The sequence below is a fragment of the Pseudomonas sp. FP198 genome (genome assembly GCF_030687895.1).
GTDB lineage: Bacteria > Pseudomonadota > Gammaproteobacteria > Pseudomonadales > Pseudomonadaceae > Aquipseudomonas.
This window is the reverse complement of record NZ_CP117452.1, coordinates 3,792,021-3,815,287: the sequence shown is the minus strand read 5'-3', so window position 1 is coordinate 3,815,287 and position 23,267 is coordinate 3,792,021. Positions and strand designations below refer to the sequence as shown.

Annotated in this window: 17 protein-coding genes and 1 pseudogene; 10 read left to right on the top strand and 8 right to left on the bottom strand. The window is 62.0% G+C overall.

Going from position 1 to position 23,267, the window contains the following annotated elements; genetic code table 11:
• Positions 1-72 precede the first annotated feature (72 nt).
• The gene (locus tag PSH78_RS17315) at positions 73-1,311 is read left to right on the top strand and encodes a M20/M25/M40 family metallo-hydrolase (protein WP_305495709.1); all 1,239 of its coding nucleotides are present in this window, start codon (positions 73-75) and stop codon (positions 1,309-1,311) included.
• Between the two features lie 216 nt (positions 1,312-1,527).
• On the opposite strand, the gene PSH78_RS17310 is transcribed toward PSH78_RS17315, so the two are convergent.
• From PSH78_RS17310 to xthA, 5 genes are all read right to left on the bottom strand, one after another.
• On the bottom strand, positions 1,528-1,806 hold the full coding sequence (locus tag PSH78_RS17310; RefSeq protein ID WP_305495707.1) for a DUF6124 family protein: 279 nt from the start codon (positions 1,804-1,806) through the stop codon (positions 1,528-1,530).
• 539 nt (positions 1,807-2,345) lie between these two features.
• Positions 2,346-2,624 (bottom strand): DUF6124 family protein, encoded by a 279-nt coding sequence (locus PSH78_RS17305; protein ID WP_305495705.1) that lies wholly within the window; start codon positions 2,622-2,624, stop codon positions 2,346-2,348.
• Positions 2,625-3,053: 429 nt separating this feature from the next.
• Positions 3,054-3,929, bottom strand: coding sequence for an RHS repeat-associated core domain-containing protein (locus PSH78_RS17300; RefSeq protein WP_305495703.1), 876 nt, complete (start codon positions 3,927-3,929; stop codon positions 3,054-3,056).
• A 254-nt stretch (positions 3,930-4,183) separates the two neighbouring features.
• Entirely contained in the window at positions 4,184-5,518 is a 1,335-nt protein-coding gene (locus PSH78_RS17295; protein ID WP_305495701.1) for a phosphate ABC transporter substrate-binding/OmpA family protein, read from the bottom strand.
• A gap of 217 nt (positions 5,519-5,735) precedes the next feature.
• Positions 5,736-6,548, bottom strand: coding sequence for an exodeoxyribonuclease III (gene xthA, locus PSH78_RS17290; protein ID WP_305495699.1), 813 nt, complete (start codon positions 6,546-6,548; stop codon positions 5,736-5,738).
• Between the two features lie 177 nt (positions 6,549-6,725).
• Here xthA and PSH78_RS17285 point away from each other — a divergent pair, with 177 nt between their 5' ends.
• The 7 genes from PSH78_RS17285 to PSH78_RS17255 all read left to right on the top strand — a co-directional run bounded on the left by PSH78_RS17285 (position 6,726) and on the right by PSH78_RS17255 (position 17,931).
• Positions 6,726-7,370: an N-acetyltransferase gene (locus tag PSH78_RS17285; RefSeq protein WP_305495698.1), complete on the top strand. Its 645-nt coding sequence runs from the start codon at positions 6,726-6,728 to the stop codon at positions 7,368-7,370.
• Between the two features lie 65 nt (positions 7,371-7,435).
• Positions 7,436-9,163 (top strand): autotransporter assembly complex family protein, encoded by a 1,728-nt coding sequence (locus tag PSH78_RS17280; protein WP_305495697.1) that lies wholly within the window; start codon positions 7,436-7,438, stop codon positions 9,161-9,163.
• Positions 9,160-12,834 carry a translocation/assembly module TamB domain-containing protein gene (locus PSH78_RS17275; protein ID WP_305495696.1) on the top strand — a complete coding sequence of 1,225 codons (3,675 nt, stop codon included), beginning with the start codon at positions 9,160-9,162 and terminating at the stop codon, positions 12,832-12,834. Before PSH78_RS17280 ends, PSH78_RS17275 begins: the two co-directional genes overlap by 4 nt.
• A gap of 223 nt (positions 12,835-13,057) precedes the next feature.
• Positions 13,058-13,531 (top strand): MarR family winged helix-turn-helix transcriptional regulator, encoded by a 474-nt coding sequence (locus PSH78_RS17270; RefSeq protein WP_305495695.1) that lies wholly within the window; start codon positions 13,058-13,060, stop codon positions 13,529-13,531.
• Positions 13,528-14,997 carry an efflux transporter outer membrane subunit gene (locus tag PSH78_RS17265; protein ID WP_305495693.1) on the top strand — a complete coding sequence of 490 codons (1,470 nt, stop codon included), beginning with the start codon at positions 13,528-13,530 and terminating at the stop codon, positions 14,995-14,997. Before PSH78_RS17270 ends, PSH78_RS17265 begins: the two co-directional genes overlap by 4 nt.
• Before the next feature lie 15 nt (positions 14,998-15,012).
• Positions 15,013-16,209, top strand: a complete 1,197-nt coding sequence (locus PSH78_RS17260) for an HlyD family efflux transporter periplasmic adaptor subunit (protein ID WP_305495691.1) — start codon at positions 15,013-15,015, stop codon at positions 16,207-16,209.
• A 192-nt stretch (positions 16,210-16,401) separates the two neighbouring features.
• Complete coding sequence (locus PSH78_RS17255; RefSeq protein WP_305495689.1) at positions 16,402-17,931, top strand: DHA2 family efflux MFS transporter permease subunit; 1,530 nt, start codon at positions 16,402-16,404, stop codon at positions 17,929-17,931.
• A gap of 115 nt (positions 17,932-18,046) precedes the next feature.
• Here PSH78_RS17255 and PSH78_RS17250 read toward each other — a convergent pair whose 3' ends face one another.
• Entirely contained in the window at positions 18,047-18,814 is a 768-nt protein-coding gene (locus tag PSH78_RS17250; protein WP_305495687.1) for a UDP-2,3-diacylglucosamine diphosphatase, read from the bottom strand.
• Entirely contained in the window at positions 18,811-19,314 is a 504-nt protein-coding gene (locus PSH78_RS17245) for a peptidylprolyl isomerase (protein ID WP_305495685.1), read from the bottom strand. The genes PSH78_RS17250 and PSH78_RS17245 overlap by 4 nt, the downstream gene beginning before the upstream one ends.
• A gap of 250 nt (positions 19,315-19,564) precedes the next feature.
• On the opposite strand from PSH78_RS17245, the pseudogene PSH78_RS17240 reads away from it, so the two are divergent.
• Positions 19,565-21,264 (top strand): annotated as a pseudogene (locus PSH78_RS17240) (glutamine--tRNA ligase/YqeY domain fusion protein).
• A 21-nt stretch (positions 21,265-21,285) separates the two neighbouring features.
• Positions 21,286-22,668: a cysteine--tRNA ligase gene (cysS, locus tag PSH78_RS17235; protein ID WP_305495683.1), complete on the top strand. Its 1,383-nt coding sequence runs from the start codon at positions 21,286-21,288 to the stop codon at positions 22,666-22,668.
• A gap of 373 nt (positions 22,669-23,041) precedes the next feature.
• On the opposite strand, the gene csrA is transcribed toward cysS, so the two are convergent.
• Entirely contained in the window at positions 23,042-23,236 is a 195-nt protein-coding gene (csrA, locus tag PSH78_RS17230; RefSeq protein ID WP_003179932.1) for a carbon storage regulator CsrA, read from the bottom strand.
• Positions 23,237-23,267 lie beyond the last annotated feature (31 nt).

Here is a 23,267-nt window from a genome sequence, read left to right as displayed (position 1 = left end):
GTGGCGAATTGTCGGGTAGGGTGCTGGTTGACCTTCCCGATGATGCTTTCCAGATGAAACAAGGATGAACTCATGACCGTTATCGTTCGTCGCTCCCGTCTCGCCATCGGCCTCGGCCTGAGCCTGGCCCTTGGTGCCTTCGCCCCGGCGGCCCTGGCGCAACCTCATCAACAGGTGCTGGCCGATGCCGAGCAGTACAAGGGCGAGGCGCTGAAACTGCTTGAACGCCTGGTGAACATCGACTCTGGTTCCGGCTATGTGCCGGGGCTGACCCAGGTTGGCGACATCGCGATCGACGAGTTGCAGAAGCTCGGCGCCACCATCGAAAAAGTGCCCAATTCGGACGGCACCCAGCATGTCCTGGCAACCTTCAAGGGTACCGGCAAGGCGAAAATCCTGTTGATGGCCCACATGGACACGGTGTTCAAGGAAGGCTCGGCGGCCGAACGTCCCTTCCATATCAAGGATGGCCGCGCCTACGGGCCGGGGGTGATGGATGACAAGGGCGGCATCGTCGCCGGCATCTATGCGCTGAAGGTGCTGAAGAATCTGGATTTCAAGAATTACGCGCAGATCACGTTCCTGCTCGATGCCAGCGAAGAGACCGGTTCGGACGTCGCCACCGACCTGATCAAGAAAACCGCCAAGGTCCATGACGTGACCCTCAACCTTGAACCGGGGCGCCCGGCCGACGGCCTGGTGGTGTGGCGCAAGGGCAGCGCAACCGCGCTGGTGGAAGTCAAGGGCAAGGCGGCCCACGCCGGCGTCGCACCGGAACTGGGGCGTAACGCGGCAATGGAAGCGGCGCATCAGATATTGCAACTGGGCAAGCTGGGCGACGCGGAAAAGAAGACCACCATCAACTTCACCGTGCTCAAGGCCGGTGACCGGACCAACGTGATTCCCGACCAAGCCACCGCCAAGGCCGACGTGCGCGCAGCGGTGCCGGAAGAATTCGACCGCATCGAAAAAGACCTGGCCCGGGTCTCGAAGGACAAGCTGATCGCCGACACCGAAGTCACCACCAGCCTGCAGCGCGGCTTGCCGCCGATGCCACAGACCGCCGAGTCGGACCGGTTGATGGCCATGGCCCAGGGCATCTATGGCGAGCTGGGCCGCAAACTGACCGAGGAAGGCAGCGGCGGCGCGGCGGACGCCAGCCTGTCCGCCGGCGTTGGTACACCCACGCTGGACGGCTTTGGCATCGTCGGCGGCAATATCCATACACCCGAGGAATATGCCGAGGTCGAAAGCGTGGTGCCGAGGATTTATCTGCTGACGCGGATGATCATGGAATTGGCCGCACGGTAGCAGCCCGGGAAGAAAGGCTTTTGTGGCGAGGGAGCTTGCTCCCGCTGGACTGCGCAGCAGGCCTGGTCTTTTGTTTTGACACAAGGGGTGGATCAACACCTAGAAACCCTGTGGGAGCGAGCTTGCTCGCGATAGCGATCTGCCTGTCCAGCAGATGTTGACTGACCTACCGCCATCGCGAGCAAGCTCGCTCCCACAGGGGATGTGTTGAAGCGGCTAGCGTGGGTCGACGTTGTCCAGCGCGCGGTTTGCCAGGAGTGCGCCCAGTTCGATCAGCTGCTGGATGCCCAGGGCAATGTGGCGTCGTGAGTCTTCCAGGTCGAAGGCCAGGTAGCCGACCATGGCGTTGGCCGAGGCGAGGGTTTCGCTGAGGTTGGCGAGCAGGGATTCGGTGTCGATGCCGTTGATGACGGTGAAGAGTTGGCCGGGATCGGTTTCTTTTGGATGGGCGGCGGCCGGATCTGTGTCCGGTGGGTTGGGTGTTGGTTTGAACATGGTGAATCTCCGATGCGTCAGAAGGAGCCGTAACCCTCTCGCTACCAAACGAAGGGTGGTGGCCATACGAAGGTTGGTAGACCGGGCATCGGAAGCCGGCGTCTCCGGAGAGACCCTGCGCAGGGCCACCATAAAGCGAGGCACATGATTGCACTCACAAGAGGTGACGCTATGCACCGAAAGCCCGGGCTACCAAACCCGATCGCTGATTTTTCAACGACCGGGCCACAGTAAAGCCCAACCCCAAGGCGCACAAGCCGGCGGATTCTGGCGTAGTTGTAGGCAAAGGCGCAAGACGCGGTAGTTCGGTCCTACACAGAGGCCCGCGCGGTAAACCCTGAGGCTTTTCGTGGCGAGGGAGCTTGCTCCCGCTGGACTGCGCAGCAGGCCCAGTTTTGTTTTGATACAAGGGCGGACCAACACCTAGAAACCTGTGGGAGCGAGCTTGCTCGCGATAGCGATCTGTCTGTCCAGCAGATGTTGACTGACCTACCGCCATCGCGAGCAAGCTCGCTCCCACAGGGGATGTGTTGAAGCGGCTAGCGTGGGTCGACGTTGTCCAGCGCGCGGTTTGCCAGGAGTGCGCCCAGTTCGATCAGTTGCTGGATGCCCAGGGCAATGTGGCGTCGTGAGTCTTCCAGGTCGAAGGCCAGGTAGCCGACCATGGCGTTGGCGGAGGCGAGGGTTTCGCTGAGGTTGGCGAGCAGGGATTCGGTGTCGATGCCGTTGATGACGGTGAAGAGTTGGCCGGGATCGGTTTCTCTTGGAGCGGCGGTGGCTGGATCGGTGTCCGGTGGGTTGGGTGTTGGTTTGAACATGGTGAATCTCCGATGCGTCAGAAGGAGCCGTAACCCTCTCGCTACCAAACGAAGGGTGGTGGCCATACGAAGGTTGGTAGACCGGGCATCGGAAGCCGGCGTCTCCGGAGAGACCCTGCGCAGGGCCACCATAAAGCGAGGCACATGATTGCACTCACAAGAGGTGACGCTATGCACCGAAAGCCCGGGCTACCAAACCCGATCGCTGATTTTTCAACGACCGGGCCACAGTAAAGCCCAACCCCAAGGCGCACAAGCCGGCGGATTCTGGCGTAGTTGTAGGCAAAGGCGCAAGACGCGGGAGTTCGGTCCTACACAGAGGCCTGCGCGGTAAACCCCGAGGCTTTTCGTGGCGAGGGAGCTTGCTCCCGCTCGGCTGCGCAGCAGCCGTCAAAAATGATTGGAGAGGTTCGCCTGCCTTGCAGGAATTCAATCGCTGTCGACACTGGTGTCGCTGGCTGCATCCTCGCCATATATCTCCTTTCTTCTTGTTCTGCTGGCTTCCTTCCTGATCCGTTCGCGATGGATGCGAAAGTCTCTTAGTTCCCCGTCGGGTAGTTCCTGGCCCTTGGCGATGGCCGCATAGCGTCTGTCCCCAATGACTTGGGCGGGAAGATAGCCTTGCTTCTTGCCAAAGGAAATGTCTGATAATCGTTGTGCCTGGTCGACTGTCCCTGGCTCGGTATTTGCCACTACTTTTTTCATGGGAAGGCGACTGTTCTTTACGTTCCTGTACATTTTTGAGGACGTCATGGCCAAGGATTTGACGTCGTTGCCATTGAGGTAACCCAGTACGTTTTTTAACGGTATGTCAGGCATTCGCTCCAACTTGAACAGCGCTCGGTTTTTCCATTTCTTCAAGGCGCTTGTAAGTTTCACAATCATGAAAAAGGAAAAATGGCCGCCGGGGTCATTTTTATTCACCGGATCGCCGTCGAACGCCGCATAGGCATTTATGCCGCCCTTGCCGAAAGGGCTCCAACTGTCGGGGCTGTTAAATCGCATCAAGACAGGGTTGTAGGCTCTATAGCCATTGCCTAACAGATAGTGCCCGGTCACGAAATCAGGCCGTTCACCCTTGAAGCCGAGCAGGTTCGCCCGGGATCTTTCCGTAGGGAGATAGCCATAGGGAGCAAAGGCGGGCGGTTGAAGCGATCCGGCGCCAAGACTGTTCAATAATGAGCGCTGCTCATCGGTGATCAACAGTCGGGGGCTGATTTTTTGGTCTTCGTGTAGAAGCAACGCCAGCAGACGATCACCGTCCTGTACGACACTGATGTGCCTCGTCCCTTGAGACTCAGTCACCAGTCGGTCTTTTCTATAAAACCGCAGAGCGCCCGTATTCTCATAAGGCGTGACTTGCCCCAAGCGATCCAACGGGTCGTAGTGGTACAGGCACAAAACGGTTGCAGCAGACGGGTCAGGCACTGGCCGTTACTCGAAGTGAAGTTGGCTTTAGGCTCAGCGATTCTTCGGCATTTGGCTACTATCAGAACTGTCAGTAGTTCCGGCGTAATCAGGCACGCCGCCAGGCTTTATTGCATTGTGCTGGCCGAGTTTCAATAAACCCAAACCTCCACCCGCCGATTGCGCACCCGGCCTTCGTCTTCATTGTTGGCCGCCACCGGCATCAACGCGCCGAAGCCGCGGACCTCGCGCAACGTCACGCCGTACTTGACCAGTTCCCGCCGCACCGCCATGGCGCGCAACTTCGACAGCAGGTCGGCTCGCGCCGGGTCGTCCTTGAGGTCGCCAAAACCCACCAGGGTCACGCGCCGGTCGAGTTTTCCGTGTTGCCTTATATAGTCGAGTACCCGACCGAGGTCTTGATGGGCCTTGTTGTCCAGGCTGGCGCTGCCTTCCTCGAAGCGGAAATTCACGGTCAGGCGCTGGGCATGGCGGCTCAAGGCCTGGTAACCCTCCGGCATCAGCGCGTTGGGCGTGACGGACATGGCCTGGATGGTCTGGGCGATAAATCCGTTGGCTGCGACGATGGCCTGGCCTTGTTCACTTTGGCTGAAGTCGACCAGGGCTTCGGCCCATGGGTTGGTTTGCGCTGGCGGCAAGTAGAAGAACAAGCGCCGGGACAGAGGATAGTCCTCGGTGGCGATCAGGTTGTTCAGCGGCAGCATGGGCTGCGAGGCGCCGTCGACGAGCGCCAGGGGTTTGGCCTGACGTACATAGGGCAAGCCGATGAAGCCGATGCCTTGCGGATCCTGGCTGACCGCATCGGACAATTGCTCACTGGATTCGAAGCGCTGGGCCGTAGGATCGAGCTTTTTTCCTTGTCGGTTGAGTACCAGTTCCTTGAAGGTATCGTAGGTGCCGGACTGTTCGTCCCGCGCGTATAAATGAATGGCCCCGCCGACGCTGCCCACCGCTTCCCAGGTCTTTGCCTCACCGCTGAAAATGCGCGCCAGTTGCACGGTGTCGAGCTGACGCAACGGGTTTTGCGGATGCAGAATAATTGCCAGGCCGTCGATGGCGATGACCTGCTCGGCCATCGGGCTTTTCAAGTCGCCGAGCGCCGACAGGTCCTTCAGTTCACCGTCCTTGATCGGTCGGGAAGAGGCTGCCAGGTCAGCGCTGGCTTGCTTGAGGGCGGCGAATCCGGTGCTGGAACCGTGGGCCGCGATGTCGATCTGGACGCGCTTGCCTTCGGCGGTCCAGCCAACGATCCGTTGCTCATTGTCCCGGCCGGTTATTTCGCTGCTGACCCTGAGCAATCCCTGGCCTAGCATCAGGCCCTTGACCAGGGCTGGCCCCAGTGCCGCGCCGATGGTATTGGAGCCCTGGATGCGCAGGGCCGGGCCGTGTTCGGGCACGGGCAAGGCGCCGGCCCATGCCATGAGCGGCAGCCAGAAGCTCATGAAAAACACAACGCACAGCCGCATGCCGGCACCTTTTCGAACCAGGGAGGTGCCGGAAGATTAAGTCAGTCAGGTTGCTGAAAGATGACAGGGTTGCGACGCGGAGCGAATGACCGACCCGGTCGAATGTGGGAGCGAGCCTGCTCGCGAAAGCGCTGTGTCAGGCGCCATCATTTTCGACAGGAATACCGCTTTCGCGAGCAGGCTCGCTCCCACAGGGGATGGAGTGGAAGGCTGCTATTCAGCTCAGTTCCAGCCAGATCGGCGCGTGGTCCGAGGGTTTTTCCATGCCGCGCAATTCATAATCCACGCCGGCGTCCTTGACCCGTGGCAGCAGGCCTTGGGACGCGAGGATCAAATCGATGCGCAGGCCGCGCTTGGGCTCGTCCTCGAAACCGCGGCTACGGTAGTCGAACCAGCTGAAGCGGTCGCTGACGTCCGGGTTCAGGTGCCGGAAGCTGTCCACCAGGCCCCAGTTCTTCAGGCGCGCCATCCATTCGCGTTCTTCCGGCAGGAAGCTGCATTTGCCGGTCTTGAGCCAGCGCTTCATGTTGTCCGGGCCGATGCCGATGTCGCAGTCTTCCGGGGAGATGTTCACGTCGCCCATCACCACCACCGGCTGGTCGTTGCTGAAGCGGGTTTCCAGCAGTTGCTGCAGATCGCTGTAGAAGCGCTCCTTGGCCGGGAACTTGGTCGGGTGGTCGCGGCTTTCACCTTGAGGGAAATAGCCGTTCATGATGGTCACCGGCACGCCATGGGCATCGGCGAAGGTGCCCCAGATGAAACGCCGCTGGGCGTCTTCGTCGTCAGTTTCGAAGCCTTTGTGCAAGGTCAGCGGCGGCTGGCGCGAGAGCAGGGCGACGCCGTAATGGCCTTTCTGCCCGTGGTAATGCACGTGATAACCCAGGGCTTGCACCTCGGCCAGGGGAAATTGTTCGTCGTGAACCTTGGTTTCCTGCAACCCGATGACGTCCGGCTGGTGCTTGTCGATCAGTGCCGCCAACTGATGGGGGCGGGCACGCAGCCCGTTGATGTTGAAGGAGACGATCTTCATGGTCGGCTGTCCTGGCAAAACTGCGATGCTAGCTGACATGTCGGAAGGGAGCCAGCGTGGCGGTAGGACAAATGCACTGCTAATGTCCTCTGGCATGTAGGAACGATCGCAGCCCTGACGGGTTCGTAGTCAATAAGAGCAGGGCCTCACCGAGCCTCGCCCAGGAGATCCACCACCATGCCTGACACCATTACCGCTGATATCCACATGCTCGACAGCGGCTATTCCCGCGAAGCGCGTTCATTGCTGTACCAGGCCTACCGCCATGAGCCGACCTTCAGCTACCTGTTCGAATCCGAGCGTCCCGGTTACGAACAGCGGGTGCGGGCGACGGTGCGTGAACTGGTCAAGCAGCATTTCTTCCAGGACCTGCCAGCCATCGGCCTGTTGGTCAACGACCGCCTGATCGGCATCGCCCTGATTGCCCCGCCGCAGCGGCGCCTGGGCATTACCGAAAGCTGGGCCTGGCGCCTGCGCATGGTCTTGAGCACGGGGTTTCGTTGCACCCGGCGTTATCTGGAATATCACGCCGCGGTGCTGGCCTGCCTGCCATCGGACGCGGTCCATGTGCTGCCGCTGCTGGGGGTTCATCCGCAGTTCCAGGGTCAGCATTACGGCGAGCAGTTGCTTGCGGCAGTCCATAACTGGTGTGCGGTGGACGAGCATTCCCAAGGCGTCGTGCTCGATACCGGCAACCCGCGCTACCTGGAATTTTATAAACGCCAGGGCTATGAGGAAATCGGCGAAATCGCGGTAGGACCGGTCCGCGAGCATGTGTTCTTTCACGCCAACCCGCAGGTTTTACACAGCGCGACGGCATAATCGGACGAACTTTTGCGAAGCGTCCGGCTCTATCAGGCTCCCAAGCTCGTGATAGCATCCGCGCCATGAATTTCCCAGGACGAATGACCAGTGGCGCGCTCTTGCTGTCCCTCAGCTGCGCCGCGCTGGCACAAAGTGAATTGGATGTACGGGTCAAACCGTCCAACGACGAGCTCAAGGCCAATGTAGAGGGCTATATCGGTGGCCTCGGTGAGCGTGACGAAGAGGCACTGCTGCGTTTCAGTCGCGGCGCCGAGGAGCAGGCGCGCAAGGCGGCCCAGGCGCTCGGCTATTACCAGCCGCAGATCGACAGCGAGGTCAAGGCTGGCAAGAACCCGCGCCTGATCCTGACCATCGACCCCGGCGAGCCGGTGCACCTGCGCAATGTCACGATCCGCGTCGACGGCCCGGCGGCCTCGCTGAAGAGTTTCCGGGTGCCGGACAACGCCGGTCTCAAGCCGGGTGCGGTGCTCAATCACGGACGCTATGAAGACGCCAAGCGAACGATCCAGAACCAGGCCTCGCGTTATGGTTTTTTCAGCGGAAAGTTTGTCAGCCAGACATTGCGCGTGGATCCCAAGGCCGGCGTTGCCGATGTCGAGCTGATCTACGACAGCGGCCCGCGTTACGCACTGGGCCCGGTCAGTTTCGACGGCGATACGCCGTTCGACGAGGACCTGCTGCAGCGCATGGTGCCGTTCAAGGCGGGCGCGCCCTACGATTCCGAATTGATTGCCGAACTCAACCAGGCCTTGCAGTCGAGCGGTTATTTCGAAGGCGTGCGCGTTGATGCGGCGCCGACCGCGGCCACCGACAATGTGATCCCGGTGGCGGTCCGGCTCGACACCCGCAAGCCGCGCACCATGGGCCTGGGCCTGGGGTTTTCCACTGACGTCGGCCCGCGCGCCAAGGCCAACTGGACGCGTCACTGGGTCAATCCCCAGGGCCACAGTTATGGCTGGGAAGCGGAAATATCGGCGCCCCGGCAAAACGTCGGCCTCTGGTACGACGTGCCGCTCGACCCCCCGCTGACCGACAAGCTGCGCTACGCCGGCGGCTATCAATATGAAGAACTGTCCGGCACCGACACCCTCAGCAAACTGCTGACCGTGGGCCCCGAATGGCACAGCAAGCTGCCCAGCGGCTGGCAGCGGGTGGTGTCGCTCAAGTGGCAGCGCGAGGAATACCGCCTCGGCGACGATTCGGGCCTGAGCACCTTGCTGATGCCCGGCGTCAGCTATTCGTACCTGCGCAGCGACAATCGCATCGACCCGCACAACGGCTATCGTCTGCAATTCGACACCAAGGTCGCCAAGGAAGGACTCGGCTCGGACAACAACCTCTTGTATGGCACGGCCATGGTCAAGGGCCTGACCACGGTGTTCGACAAGCATCGCCTGTTGGCCCGGGCCCAGGTGGGCGGCAGCGCCACCAACGGCTACAAGTCGATCCCGCCGTCCCTGCGCTTTTTCGCCGGTGGCGACCAGAGCGTGCGCGGCTACGACTACCAGAGCCTGTCGCCGGAAAACTCCGAGGGCGATCGCATCGGTGGCCGCTACATGGTCGCCACCAGCGTCGAGTATCAATATTCGGTCGCGGAGAAATGGCGCGTGGCGACCTTCGTCGACCAGGGCAACTCCTTCAACAGCCTTGAGCTGCCAAGCCTCAAGACCGGCGTCGGCGTCGGCGTGCGCTGGGTCTCGCCGGTCGGCCCGATCCGTCTCGACCTGGCCCATGCGATGGACGACGACGGCGGCATTCGACTGCACTTTTCCATGGGGCCCGAGTTGTGAATCGCGGTTTGAAAATAACGCTCCTGGCGCTCGCCGGGTTGCTGCTGACGGTCGTCCTGGCCTTGAGCATGGTGTTGGGCACGGCCTTTGGCAGCCGTTGGGCCCTCGGCCTGGTGCCGGGCCTGAGCGTGGAGAATTTCCAGGGACGGCTGGGCGGGCAGTGGAGCGCCGATCGGGTGCTGTGGCAGCAAGATACCCGCCGGGTGGCGCTGGAGCGGCCGAACTTCGCCTGGTCGCCGGCGTGCCTGCTGCGCATGACCCTGTGCATCGAACAGCTCAAGGCCGACACCATCGCCGTGCAGTTGCCAGCCACCGCCGATGAACCGAGCAGCGGCCCGATCAGCCTGCCGGACCTGGACTTGCCGTTGGCGATCGAACTGGGCGATGTCCAGGTAGGCAGCTTGTCGTTCAACGGCAGCGAGCAGCTCAAGGGGCTGCAACTGGTGGCGCACTGGAGCGCCGAGGGTTTGCAGATCGACTCGGTGCAGTTGCAGCGCGACGAACTGAGCCTGAAATTGTCCGGCTTGCTGCAACCGCGCGGCGACTGGCCGCTGAACGCGACGGGCCAGTTGACCCTGCCGGCGCCGGGCGCGACGCCTTGGGCACTGGAGCTGAAAGTCGCCGGCGACCTGCTCAAGACCCTCAACCTCACGGCCGACAGCAGTGGTTATCTGCAAGGCCACCTGACGGGCGAACTGCAACCGCTGGCGGATAACCTGCCGGCCAAGGTGCGCATCACCGCCGACGGCTTCAAGGCCAGCGCCGATCTGCCGGACACGCTGCTGCTCAACCAACTGGAACTGACCGGCGAAGGCGACCTGAAGAACGGTTATCAACTGCTTGGCAAGGCGACTCTGCCCGCCGAAAAGGGGCCGGTGGCGTTGCTGCTGCAAGGCAAGGTGGACGCCAATGGCGCGCAAGTCGCCGGGCTGGATCTCGACGCCGGCAATCAGCAGACCCTCAAGCTCACCGGGCAGCTGGATTGGCGTGAAGGGCTGAACGCCGAAGCAAAAGTCGCCTGGCTGGATTTCCCCTGGCATCGCCTTTATCCGCTGATCGACGAGCCGCAAGTCACACTGCGCAGTTTTAATGGCGAAGTCTCGTACACCGACGGCCAGTACCTGGGCAATTTCCAGGCGGCGCTGGACGGTCCCGCCGGGGCGTTCAGCCTGGGCAGCCCGTTCAGCGGCAACCTGACGCAAATCCACTTGCCGGAACTCAAGCTCGCCGCCGGGCAGGGCAAGGCCGAAGGACATCTGGACCTGCAATTTGCCGACGGCATCGCCTGGGACACCGCGCTGCAACTGTCATCGGTCAATCCGGCGTACTGGCTCGCCGAACTGCCCGGCACGCTGGCCGGACCGTTGCGCAGTAAAGGCTCGATGAAAAACCAGCGCATGGAACTCGACGCGGACGTGGACCTCAAGGGCAAGTTGCGCGGCCAGCCGGCGCTGTTCCAGGCCAAGGCCAGCGGCGCCGGCGAACAATGGAAGCTCGGCGCACTGGATATCCGCCTCGGCGACAACCGCATCAGCGGCACGGGCAGCCTGCAACAGCAACTGACCGGCCAGATCGACATCAAGCTTGCGCGCCTGGCCCAGCTCTGGCCGCAGTTGCGCGGTCAGGTCAGCGGGCGTGTCGACGTGGCCGGCACGCTCAAGGCCCCCCAAGGCAAGCTCGACTTGCAAGGCACGCAGCTGGCGTTTCAGGACAGTCATCTGCAAAGCCTGAACCTGGACGCGACGCTCGACGGCGCGCAACGGGGCAAAGTCGATCTCAAGGCCAGCGGTATCCGCAGCGGCGACACCGCCCTTGGCGTCCTGACGCTGAGCGGACAGGGCGATATCAAGCAACAGAAACTGCAGGTCGACCTGCAAGGGCCCCAGTTGAAAACCAGCCTGGCCCTTGATGGCACGCTGGATCAAGGCAACTGGCGAGGACGTCTGGCCAGTGGCGACCTGCAGGTCGGCGGTCAGGACTGGCGCCTGCAAGCGCCAGCGAAGCTGGAACGGTTGGCCAATGGCACGTTGAATTTCGGTGCCCACTGCTGGCGCTCCGGCCAGGCCAGCCTGTGCGGCGAAGACCAGCGGCTGATGCCGGAGCCGAAGCTGCGCTATCACCTCAAGCAATTCCCCATCGAAAGCCTGGCCCAGTGGATGCCCAAGGATTTTGCCTGGCAAGGCCGGCTCAACGCCGACCTGCAACTGGACCTGCCGGCCAGCGGCCCGAATGGCCGGGTGCTGGTGGATGCCAGCGGCGGCACGTTGCGCATTCGGGATAAAGAACAGTGGCTGGACTTCCCCTACCAGACCCTGACGCTCGACAGCCGCCTGACACCCACGCGCATCGATACCGATCTGAATTTCGTCGGCGCCAGGCTCGGCGAACTGATGGTCCAGGCGCGGATCAATCCGTTGCCAGCGAGCAAGCCGCTGAGCGGTTCGTTCCGCCTGAGCGGCCTGGACCTGTCCGTCGCCCGTCCGTTCGTGCCGATGGTGGAAACCCTGACGGGCCACTTGAACGGCAGTGGCACGCTGTCCGGCGGGTTGCTCGCGCCGCAGGTCAACGGCAACCTGGTGCTCAGTGACGGCGAAGTGTCCGGCCCGGAACTGCCGGTCAGCGTCGAAGCCTTGCAACTGCGGGCGATGATCGCCGGTGAAACGGTGCGTCTGGATGGCGATTGGAAAAGTGGCAAGAACGGGCAGGGCCGCCTGACCGGGAACATCGGCTGGGGCGACGCGCTGACCATGGACCTGGCCCTCAAGGGCTCGCAGCTGCCAGTGACCGTCGAGCCCTATGCGGTGCTGGACGTGGCGCCGAACTTGAAGATCACGCTGCAGGGCGAGCGGCTGGCGATTGCCGGCAAAGTCCTGGTGCCGAAGGGCGAGATCACCATTCGCGAACTGCCGCCGTCGACCGTCAAGGTTTCGGACGACACGGTGATCGTCGGCCACCAGACCGAAGAGGGCAAGGCACCGATGGCCATGGCGATGGACATCGACGTGATCGTCGGCCAGGAGAAGCTCGCCTTTTCCGGATTCGGGCTCACCGCCAACGTCCAGGGACAGGTGCACATCGGCGACAACATGGACACGCGCGGCGAGCTCTGGCTCAACGACGGCCGCTATCGGGCCTATGGGCAGCGGTTGACGGTGCGCCGGGCGCGCTTGTTGTTCGCCGGGCCTATCGATCAGCCGTACCTGGACATCGAGGCGATCCGCCAGACCGACGATGTGATTGCCGGCATCCGCTTGAGCGGCAGCGCCGAGCAACCCACCACGCAAATCTTCTCGGAGCCGGCCATGAGCCAGGAGCAGGCGTTGTCCTATCTGGTGCTGGGCCGGCCGCTGAGTACCACCGGCGAGGACAACAACATGGTCGCCCAGGCTGCACTGGGCCTGGGCTTGATGGGCAGTTCCGGCGTGACCACCAGCCTGGCCAACAACCTCGGGATCGAGGATTTCCAACTCGACACTCAGGGCAGCGGCAACGAAACCAGCGTGGTCGCCAGCGGCAACCTGTCGGAAAAACTCAGCCTGCGCTACGGCGTCGGGGTGTTCGAACCGGCCAATACCATCGCCCTGCGCTACAAGCTGAGCAAGAAGGTCTACCTCGAAGCCGCCAGCGGCGTCGCCAGCTCGCTGGATATCTTCTACAAGCGCGATTTCTGACCTTTCCCCAAGTCCCTGTGGGAGCGAGCTTGCTCGCGATAGCGGTATCACATTCAACCTATTCGCAGGCTGACAGACCGCTATCGCGAGCAAGCTCGCTCCCACATGTGTTTTCTCATTTCTGTTGGTTATGCATAGCTAACTAACTATTTGTTTGACATTTGCTGCCTAAGCAGTAACATCTCGACATACATTCACTGCCTAGGCAGCTAACGGTATCCCGATGAAGCATTTCACCCCGGACGAATTCCACAATTGCCATCTTGGCATGCTCCTTGGCCGCGCCGCGGCGCTCAAGGACCGGATCATCGACACCCACATGGAGCCCGTCGGCATCACTGCCGCGCAGTTCAAGGTGTTGATCATCATGGCCCAGCACGGCATCGATACGCCGGTTGAGCTGTGCCGGTACCTGTCGCTGGACAGCGGCTCGATGACCCGCATGCTCGACCGCCTGGAGCAGAAGGGCTTCCTGGTTCGCCAGCGCTCGGCACAGGATCGGCGCCAGGTTCGTCTGGTGCTGACCGACGCCGGCCAGGCCCTCGCCGATCGCCTGCCGTTCATCGGCGCCGACGCCATGAATCAACTGGCGGGCGCCATCAGCCGCGAGGAGCTGCAAACCCTCGAAGACATCCTCAAGAAAATACTGCTCGCCGCCGGTGACCCCATCACCGTCTTGCGATTGGGGGCCAAATGAAACATCAAACCTTGCGTACCCGCCTGAGCCTGGTGCTGTTGGCCATGAGCCTCGCCGGTTGTGCCAGCTATAGCGGCCTGAAGACCGAGGGCGTCAGCCTGGAGGCCAAGAGCCTGCAGGCTGGGCAATCGCTGACCGGGGTCAAACTGTCGCCCGCCGCGTGGCCGAAAAGCGACTGGTGGAAAAGCCTTGGCGATCCGCAGCTCGACGGCTTGATCCGAGAAGCGCTGCGCGACAGCCCGGACATGCAGATCGCCAGCGCCCGGGTGCACCAGGCCAGTGCCGCTGCCTATGCCGCGAATGCCGCGCGCCTGCCGACCCTCGACGCCAGCGGCAGTGTCAGCCGTTCGCGCCTGGCCCGTGACCAGGACCCGCAAGGGCAGGGCGGGGCCTATAGCACGCTGCGTTCGCTGAGCGTGGATTTCAATTACAACTTCGACCTCTGGGGCGGCCAACGTGCCGCCTGGGAAGCGACCCTGGGCCAGGCCCGCGCCGCCGAGATCGATCGCCAGGCCGCGCAACTGACCCTCGCCGCCGACGTGGCCCGGGCCTACAGCGACCTGGGCCAGGCCCACATCATTTATGACCTGGCCAATGAAGACCTCAAGCGCACGCGGCAGATGCTCGACCTGGGCAAGCGCCGTCTCGGTGCCGGGATCGACAGCGAATACCAGTTCCAGCAGACCGAAAGCCTCGAAGCCAGCGCCGATGCGACGCTGATCGACGCGGAAAAGCGCCTGCAAAGCACAAAGATCGCCTTGGCGGTGCTGCTGGGTAAAGGCCCTGACCGGGGCAACGAAATCGCCCGGCCCAACGTGCTGCAGGCCAGCGCGGTGGCACTGCCGTCTAATCTGCCGGCCGAGTTGCTCGGCCGCCGTCCGGACCTGGTCGCGGCGCGGTGGCGGGTCGAGGCGGCGAGCAAGAACATCGAGGCCGGCAAGACTAACTTCTACCCCAACCTCAACCTGAGCGCGGCGGCGGGGGTGCAATCGCTGCTGGGTGACGCGATGTTCGGCGCGCCCAGTCGTTTCTTCAACGTGGCGCCGACCGTGTCGCTGCCGATCTTCGACGGCGGCCGACTGCGGGCGGACCTGGATGCCCGGGACGCCGACTACGACCTGGCGGTGGCGCAATACAACAAGAGCCTGGTCACGGCCCTTGGCGACGTCAGCGACACCATCAACCAGTTGCGCGACATCGGTCGGCAGCTCGGCGCCCAGCAACACGCGGTGGATATCGCCCGCAACTCCTACGACACCGTGGTCCAGCGCTACGGTTCCGGTATCGGCAATTACCTGGACGTGTTGAGCATCGAGCAACAACTGCTCCAGGCCCAGCGCCAACTGGCGACCCTCAATGCCGAGCAGATCGATCTGTCGATCCAACTGATGCAGGCCCTGGGCGGTGGTTTCGATACCCAAACCATCGCTTCGGCCACTCCGGCCGCCACCGCGCCGACTCACTGATTCGAGGTACTTGTCATGGCAACTGCCGAAACTACCCAAGAAACCCAACAGGACAGCGGCAACCCGCGCAAGCGCAAGGTGTTGCTGCTGGCCCTGGCCCTGATCGTCATTCTCGCCGGCGTCGGTGTCTGGGCCTGGCATGAACTGTATGGACGCTGGAGCGAAAGCACCGACGATGCCTACGTGAACGGCAACGTGGTGGAAATCACCCCGCAAGTCACCGGCACCGTGGTGAGCATTGGCGCCGATGACGGTGACCTGGTGCGCGAAGGCCAGGTGCTGGTGCAGTTCGACCCGAACGACGCCGAGGTTGCCTTGCAAAGTGCCCAGGCCAACCTGGCCCATACCGTGCGTCAGGTGCGTGGTTTGTACAGCAATGTCGACGGCATGAAAGCGCAGGTACATGCGCAGGAAGCGGAAGTGCAGAAGGCCCGGGAAAACTACAACCGACGCAAGAACCTGGCGGCCGGCGGGGCGATTTCCCAGGAAGAACTGTCCCACGCCCGGGACGACCTGACCTCGGCGCAGAACGCCCTGGCCAATGCCCGGCAACAACTCATGACGACCAGCGCGCTGGTGGATGACACCGTGGTGTCGAACCATCCCGACGTGCAGGCGGCGGCCGCGCAACTGCGCCAGGCTTACCTGAGCAATGCCCGCAGCACCTTGATTGCGCCGGTGACCGGTTACGTCGCCAAGCGCACCGTTCAGCTCGGGCAACGCGTGCAGCCGGGCACGGCGCTGATGGCGGTGATCCCGTTGGACCAGCTGTGGATCGACGCCAACTTCAAGGAAACCCAGCTGCGTGACATGCGCATCGGCCAGCCGGTGGACATCGAGACCGACCTTTATGGCAGCGACGTGAAGTACAGCGGCACGGTGGACAGCCTGGGCGCCGGCACCGGCAGTGCGTTTGCCTTGCTCCCAGCGCAGAACGCCACCGGTAACTGGATCAAGATTGTCCAGCGGGTGCCGGTGCGCATTCATATCAATGCCGAGGAGCTGGCCAGGCATCCGCTGCGGGTCGGCCTGTCGACCCAGGTCAACGTCAATCTCCACGACCAGAGCGGCCCGGTACTGGCGCAGCAGCCACCGCAAAAAGCCTCGTTCAGCACCCAGGTCTACGACCGCCAGCTGGCCGACGCCGACGCGATGATCACTCGGCTGATTCATGAGAACAGCGCGGCGGCGAGCAAGACCGCGCAGCGTTGAAGGCTGTCGTAGGCAGACCTTGTGCATTATCAGGAAAGGAGCAGGACTTGTGGGAGCGAGCTTGCTCGCGATGGCGGCGGGCCAGCTTGCATCCATGGTGACTGACACAGCGCTTTCGCGAGCAGGCTCGCTCCCACAGGGTTTGTGTCTTGCCCAGACAAATTTCACCACCTCCGATTCAGGATTCTCGCAATGAGCAATAACGCGTCCTTCACGCCGCCCAGCCTGTTGCTCAGCACCATCGGGTTGTCGCTGGCGACGTTCATGCAGGTGCTCGACACGACCATCGCCAACGTCGCCTTGCCGACCATTTCCGGCAACCTGGGCGTCAGTTCGGAGCAGGGCACCTGGGTCATCACCTCGTTTGCGGTGAGCAATGCGATCGCGCTACCGCTGACCGGTTGGCTGAGCCGCCGGTTTGGCGAGGTGAAACTGTTTTTGTGGGCAACGATGCTGTTCGTCCTGGCCTCGTTCCTCTGCGGGGTTTCCACGTCGATGCCCGAGCTGATCGGTTTTCGTGTGGTTCAGGGCCTGGTGGCCGGGCCTCTGTATCCGATGACCCAGACCTTGCTGATTGCCGTGTACCCGCCGGCCAGGCGCGGCATGGCCTTGGCATTGCTGGCGATGGTCACCGTGGTGGCGCCGATCGCCGGGCCGATCCTGGGTGGCTGGATCACCGACAGCTACAGCTGGCCGTGGATTTTCTTCATCAACGTGCCGATCGGGATATTCGCCGTGCTGGTGGTGCGTCAGCAGCTCAAGGCGCGACCGGTGGTCACCAGTCGCCAGCCGATGGATTACGTCGGGTTGATCACCCTGATCATCGGTGTCGGGGCGTTGCAGGTGATCCTCGACAAGGGCAACGACCTGGATTGGTTCGAGTCGAACTTCATCATCGTCGGCGCGCTGATTTCGGTCGTTGCGCTGGCGGTGTTCGTGATCTGGGAAATGACCGACCGCCATCCGGTGGTCAACCTGCGGCTGTTTGCCTATCGCAACTTTCGCATCGGGACGATTGTGCTGGTGGGTGGTTATGCCGGGTTCTTCGGCATCAACCTGATCCTGCCACAGTGGTTGCAGACCCAGATGGGTTATACCGCCACCTGGGCCGGCCTGGCAGTCGCGCCCATCGGGATCCTGCCGGTGTTGATGTCACCTTTCGTTGGTAAATACGCCCACAAGTTCGACCTGCGCCTGCTGGCCGGGCTGGCTTTCCTGGCGATCGGCCTGAGTTGCTTCATGCGCGCCGGGTTTACCAACGAGGTGGATTTCCAGCACATTGCCCTGGTGCAGCTGTTCATGGGCATTGGCGTGGCGCTGTTCTTCATGCCGACCCTGAGCATCCTGATGTCCGACCTGCCACCCCAGCAGATCGCCGATGGCGCGGGGCTGGCGACGTTCCTGCGGACCCTGGGCGGCAGTTTTGCCGCGTCGCTGACCACCTGGATCTGGATCCGCCGCGCCGACCAGCACCATGCCTACCTGAGCGAAAGCATCAGCACCTTCGAACCGGCCACGCGCGAGACGATCAACCAGCTTGGCGGAGCGAGCACGCCGGTGTACGCGCAGCTCGACCAGATCCTCACCAGCCAGGCGTACATGCTCTCCACCGTGGATTATTTCACGCTGCTGGGCTGGGCGTTCATGGGGTTGATCCTGCTGGTGTGGCTGGCGAAACCGCCGTTTGCGGCGAAGGCCGGGCCTGCTTCGGCAGGGCATTGACTGGGTAATGCAATTCCAATGTGGGAGCGAGCTTGCTCGCGATTGCGGACTCATATCCAACATTTTCGTTGGCTGATGCACCGCTATCGCGAGCAAGCTCGCTCCCACAGGGGATTTATATTGGATCGGAGATTGTGTCCGGTGCCGGCAGTTGTGGCGGCGGCGCAAACTCGAACGGCGCCAGCGAAAAGCCCTGCTCATCCATCTGTAACGCCCAGCCCTGCTTGTCCCAATCCCCGAGCACGATGCGCCGGGCGGCGTGTTCGCCCAGTTGCAGCTTGTGGATGGCGGGGCGGTGGGTGTGGCCGTGGACCAAGGTTTTCACGCCATAGTGCTGCATCACGCGCGGGACCTCTTCTGGCGTGACGTCAACGATGTCGTTGGCTTTCATCCTCACCTGCGTGCGGCTTTCACTGCGCAGCTTGCGCGCCAGTTTCTGGCGGCTGCGCAAGGGCAGGTGGCGCAGGATGAACAGCGTGACCGGGTTGCGCAGCCAGCGCCGCAGTTTCATGTAGCCGACGTCCCGCGTGCACAGGCTGTCGCCGTGCATCAGCAGCACCGGCTCGGCATTGAATTGCACGACGGTCGGATCCTTGAGCAGGGTGCAGCCAGCGGCTTTGCAGAAAGCCTGCCCGAGCATGAAGTCGCGGTTGCCGTGCATCAGGAAAATCGCCGTGCCGCTGTCGCTCAATTCGCGCAGGGCCTGGCAGATGGAACGCTGGAACGGCGTCATGGCATCGTCGCCGATCCAGGCTTCGAAGAAGTCGCCCAGAATGTATAACGCTTGCGCCGAGCGGGCGCGTGTGGCGAGTAAATCCAGAAACGCCCGGGTGATGTCCGGGCGCTCCTCTTCCAGATGCAGATCTGAAATCAGCAATATCACTCAATGATCTCGGCTTTCTCGATGATCACGTCTTCTGCCGGGACGTCCTGGTGGCCAGCCTTGGAAGTAGTGGAGACGCCTTTGATCTTGTCGACCACGTCGGTGCCTTCAACTACTTTACCGAATACGGCGTAGCCCCAGCCCTGTACGGTCTTGCCGCTGTGGTTCAGGAAGCTGTTGTCGGCGACGTTGATGAAGAACTGCGCGGAAGCCGAATGCGGCTCCATGGTACGGGCCATGGCAACGGTGTATTTGTCGTTGGAAAGGCCGTTGTCGGCTTCGTTCTGGATGCTCGGGCGCTTGTCTTTCTTTTCTTTCATGCCAGGTTCGAAACCACCGCCCTGGATCATGAAGTTGCCGATGACACGGTGGAAAACGGTGTTTTCGTAGTGGCCGGCCTTGACGTATTCAACGAAGTTGGCAACGGTAATCGGTGCCTTCTCGGCGTTCAGCTCCAGGACGATGTCGCCATGGTTGGTGGTCAGTTTGACTTGGGTCATGATCACTACTCTTTCAAGGAATTCGTGGGTTTCGGGGGCGCAGACGCCCGCAACCGGTCTGGCTGTAATCGGCCAGGCTGGGCAGTTTAGCGCGCCATGCGCGAATTTCGAGGCTGTTTTTCATCTGGCTGTCGAATAAATTCAGTCGTTTGCCGGCCTGGCCTGTCAGGTGCTTGACAGCATCGGCTATGATACGGGCTTTGATTTATCAGGCCGCACCCGGCCGCGCACTTGTATGTTCAAGGATCCTATGAGCAAGCCCACTGTCGACCCTACCTCGAATTCCAAGACCGGCCCGGCCGTGCCGGTCAATTTCCTGCGCCCGATCATCCAGGCGGACCTGGATTCGGGTAAGCACACGCAGATCGTCACCCGTTTTCCGCCGGAGCCCAACGGCTATCTGCACATCGGTCACGCCAAATCCATTTGCGTGAACTTCGGCCTGGCCGAGGAGTTCGGCGGCGTCACGCACCTGCGTTTCGATGACACCAACCCGGCCAAGGAAGACCAGGAATACATCGACGCGATCAAGAGCGACGTCAAGTGGCTGGGCTTCGAATGGGCCGGCGAAGTGCGCTACGCCTCGCAGTATTTCGACCAGTTGCATGACTGGGCGGTGGAACTGATCAAGTCCGGCAACGCCTATGTATGTGACCTGACGCCGGAGCAGGCCAAGGAATATCGCGGCAGCCTGACCGAGCCGGGCAGGAACAGCCCGTTCCGTGACCGCAGCGTGGAAGAGAACCTCGACCTGTTTGCCCGCATGCGCGCCGGTGAGTTCGCGGACGGTGCCCGCGTGCGCTGCGCGCGAAGATCGACATGGCCTCGCCGAACATGAACCTGCGCGACCCGATCATGTACCGCATCCGTCACGCTCATCACCACCAGACCGGCGACAAGTGGTGCATCTACCCGAACTATGACTTCACCCATGGCCAGTCGGACGCCATCGAAGGCATCACGCACTCGATCTGCACCCTGGAATTCGAAAGCCATCGTCCGCTGTACGAGTGGTTCCTCGAGCATCTGCCGGTGCCGGCCAACCCGCGCCAGTATGAATTCAGCCGCCTGAACCTGAACTACACGATCACCAGCAAGCGCAAGCTCAAGCAACTGGTGGACGAGAAGCACGTGAACGGCTGGGATGACCCACGCATGTCGACGCTGTCGGGTTTCCGCCGTCGTGGCTACACGCCGAAGTCGATCCGCAATTTCTGCGAGATGGTCGGCACCAACCGTTCCGACGGCGTGGTCGATTTCGGCATGCTGGAATTCAGCATTCGTGAGGACCTGGACCACAGCGCACCGCGCGCCATGTGCGTGTTGCGTCCGCTGAAAGTCGTCATCACCAATTACCCGGAAGGCCAGGTCGAGAATCTCGAACTGCCGTGCCACCCGAAAGAAGACATGGGCGTGCGCGTCCTGCCGTTTGCCCGGGAAATCTACATCGACCGTGACGACTTCATGGAAGAACCACCAAAGGGCTACAAGCGCCTGGAGCCGGCCGGCGAAGTGCGCTTGCGCGGCAGCTACGTGATCCGTGCCGACGAGGCGATCAAGGACGCCGACGGCAATATCGTCGAGCTGCGTTGCTCGTACGATCCCGACACCCTGGGCAAGAACCCGGAAGGTCGCAAGGTCAAGGGCGTGATCCACTGGGTGCCGGCCGCCGCCAGCGTCGAGTGCGAAGTGCGCCTGTACGATCGCCTGTTCCGTTCGCCGAACCCGGAGAAGGCCGAGGACAGCGCCAGTTTCCTGGACAACATCAACCCTGACTCCCTGCAAGTACTCACCGGTTGTCGTGCCGAGCCTTCGCTGGGCAACGCACAGCCGGAAGACCGTTTCCAGTTCGAGCGCGAAGGCTACTTCTGCGCGGATATCAAGGACTCGAAACCCGGTGCTCCGGTGTTCAACCGTACCGTGACCTTGCGCGACTCCTGGGGTCAGTGATCAAGTCTTAAGGGAAACCCTGTGCTTACGATCTACAACACGCTCACCAAGAGCAAAGAAGTCTTCAAGCCGCTGGATGGCAACAAGGTCCGCATGTACGTCTGCGGCATGACCGTGTACGACTATTGCCACCTCGGCCATGGCCGCAGCATGGTTGCCTTCGACCTGGTGACCCGTTGGTTGCGCTTCAGCGGTTATGACCTGACCTATGTGCGCAACATCACCGACATCGACGACAAGATCATCAATCGGGCCAACGAGAACGGTGAAGCGTTCGATGCGCTGACCGAGCGCATGATCAAGGCGATGCATGAGGACGAGGCGCGCCTCAACATCCAGAAGCCGGACCTGGAACCGCGTGCCACGGACCACATCCCGGGCATGCTGGCGATGATCCAGACCCTGATCGACAAGGGCTACGCCTACGCACCGAGCAACGGCGACGTGTACTACCGCGTCGCCAAGTTCATGGGGTACGGCAAGCTGTCGCGCAAGAAGATCGAAGATTTGCGCATCGGCGCACGCATCGAAGTCGACGAGTCGAAAGAAGACCCGCTGGACTTCGTGCTGTGGAAAGGCGCCAAGCCGGGCGAGCCGAGCTGGGATTCGCCGTGGGGCGCCGGGCGTCCGGGCTGGCACATCGAATGCTCGGTGATGTCGACCTGCTGCCTGGGCGAAACCTTCGACATTCATGGCGGCGGCAGCGACCTGGAGTTCCCGCACCACGAAAACGAAATCGCCCAGAGCGAAGCGGCCACCGGCAAGACCTACGCCAATGCCTGGATGCATTGCGGCATGATCCGCATCAATGGCGAGAAGATGTCCAAGTCCCTGAACAACTTCTTCACCATCCGCGATGTGCTCGACAAGTATCACCCGGAAGTTGTGCGTTACCTGCTGGTGTCCAGCCACTACCGCAGCGCCATCAACTATTCGGAAGACAACCTCAAGGACGCCAAAGGCGCCCTGGAGCGTTTCTACCATGCGTTGAAAGGCCTGCCGTCCGTGCCGCCTGCCGGTGGCGAAGCGTTTGTGGCGCGGTTCACCGAAGTGATGAATGACGACTTCGGCACGCCGGAAGCCTGCGCGGTACTGTTCGAGATGGTGCGTGAGATCAACCGCCTGCGCGAGAGCGATCTCGATGCGGCGGCGGGCCTGGCAGCGCGGCTGAAGGAATTGGCCAGCGTGTTGGGCGTGTTGCAGCTTGAAGCCGACGACTTCCTGCAAGCCGGCGCCGAGGGCCGGGTGAACGCCGCCGAGGTCGAGGCCTTGATCCAGGCGCGCCTGACCGCGCGGGCCAACAAGGACTGGGCCGAATCCGACCGCATCCGCGACCAGCTCACCGCCATGGGCGTGGTGCTCGAAGACGGCAAGGGCGGGACGACCTGGCGATTGGCGGACTGAGTCCTTCCAGCCCTCGCAATACCCCTGTGGGAGCGAGCCTGCTCGCGAAAGCGCAATATCAGCCAACAATGGTTTGACTGGTATAGCGCATTCGCGAGCAGGCTCGCTCCCACAGTTTTTTGTATGCCCACTCTGGAATAGGTCGCTTCGACCTTCGCGCTGACAGCAGTCCCCATGCCGGAACCGGTCACGAACGCCTGCTTCGTCGCCATTAAAACGAAACGTCTGACAGCCATGCTGTGAGACATGCCAGTAGTATCGGTTTTAACGGAACGTCAAAGGCGGGATAGAGCAGGGTGAGGCTCGGTCGGCCTGATCTTTAGCCAGCCACTGCGCTGCTGCAAACGGGCTGGCTGCGGATTGCGGCAGGGGCTCAGGGCGTTTGTGGCTTGTCAGGAGCAGTCAGGCCGGCCTGGATACGCTGATAGATTTCTTCGCGGTGCACCGCAACGTTTTTCGGGGCGTTGATGCCGATCCGGACTTGTTGGCCGCTTACGCCCAGAATGGTGATCGTGATGTCGTCACCAATGTTTATGCTTTCACCGACTTTGCGGGTGAGTATCAGCATGGTGTTCTCCTTGATTGCTTTATAGGGCACC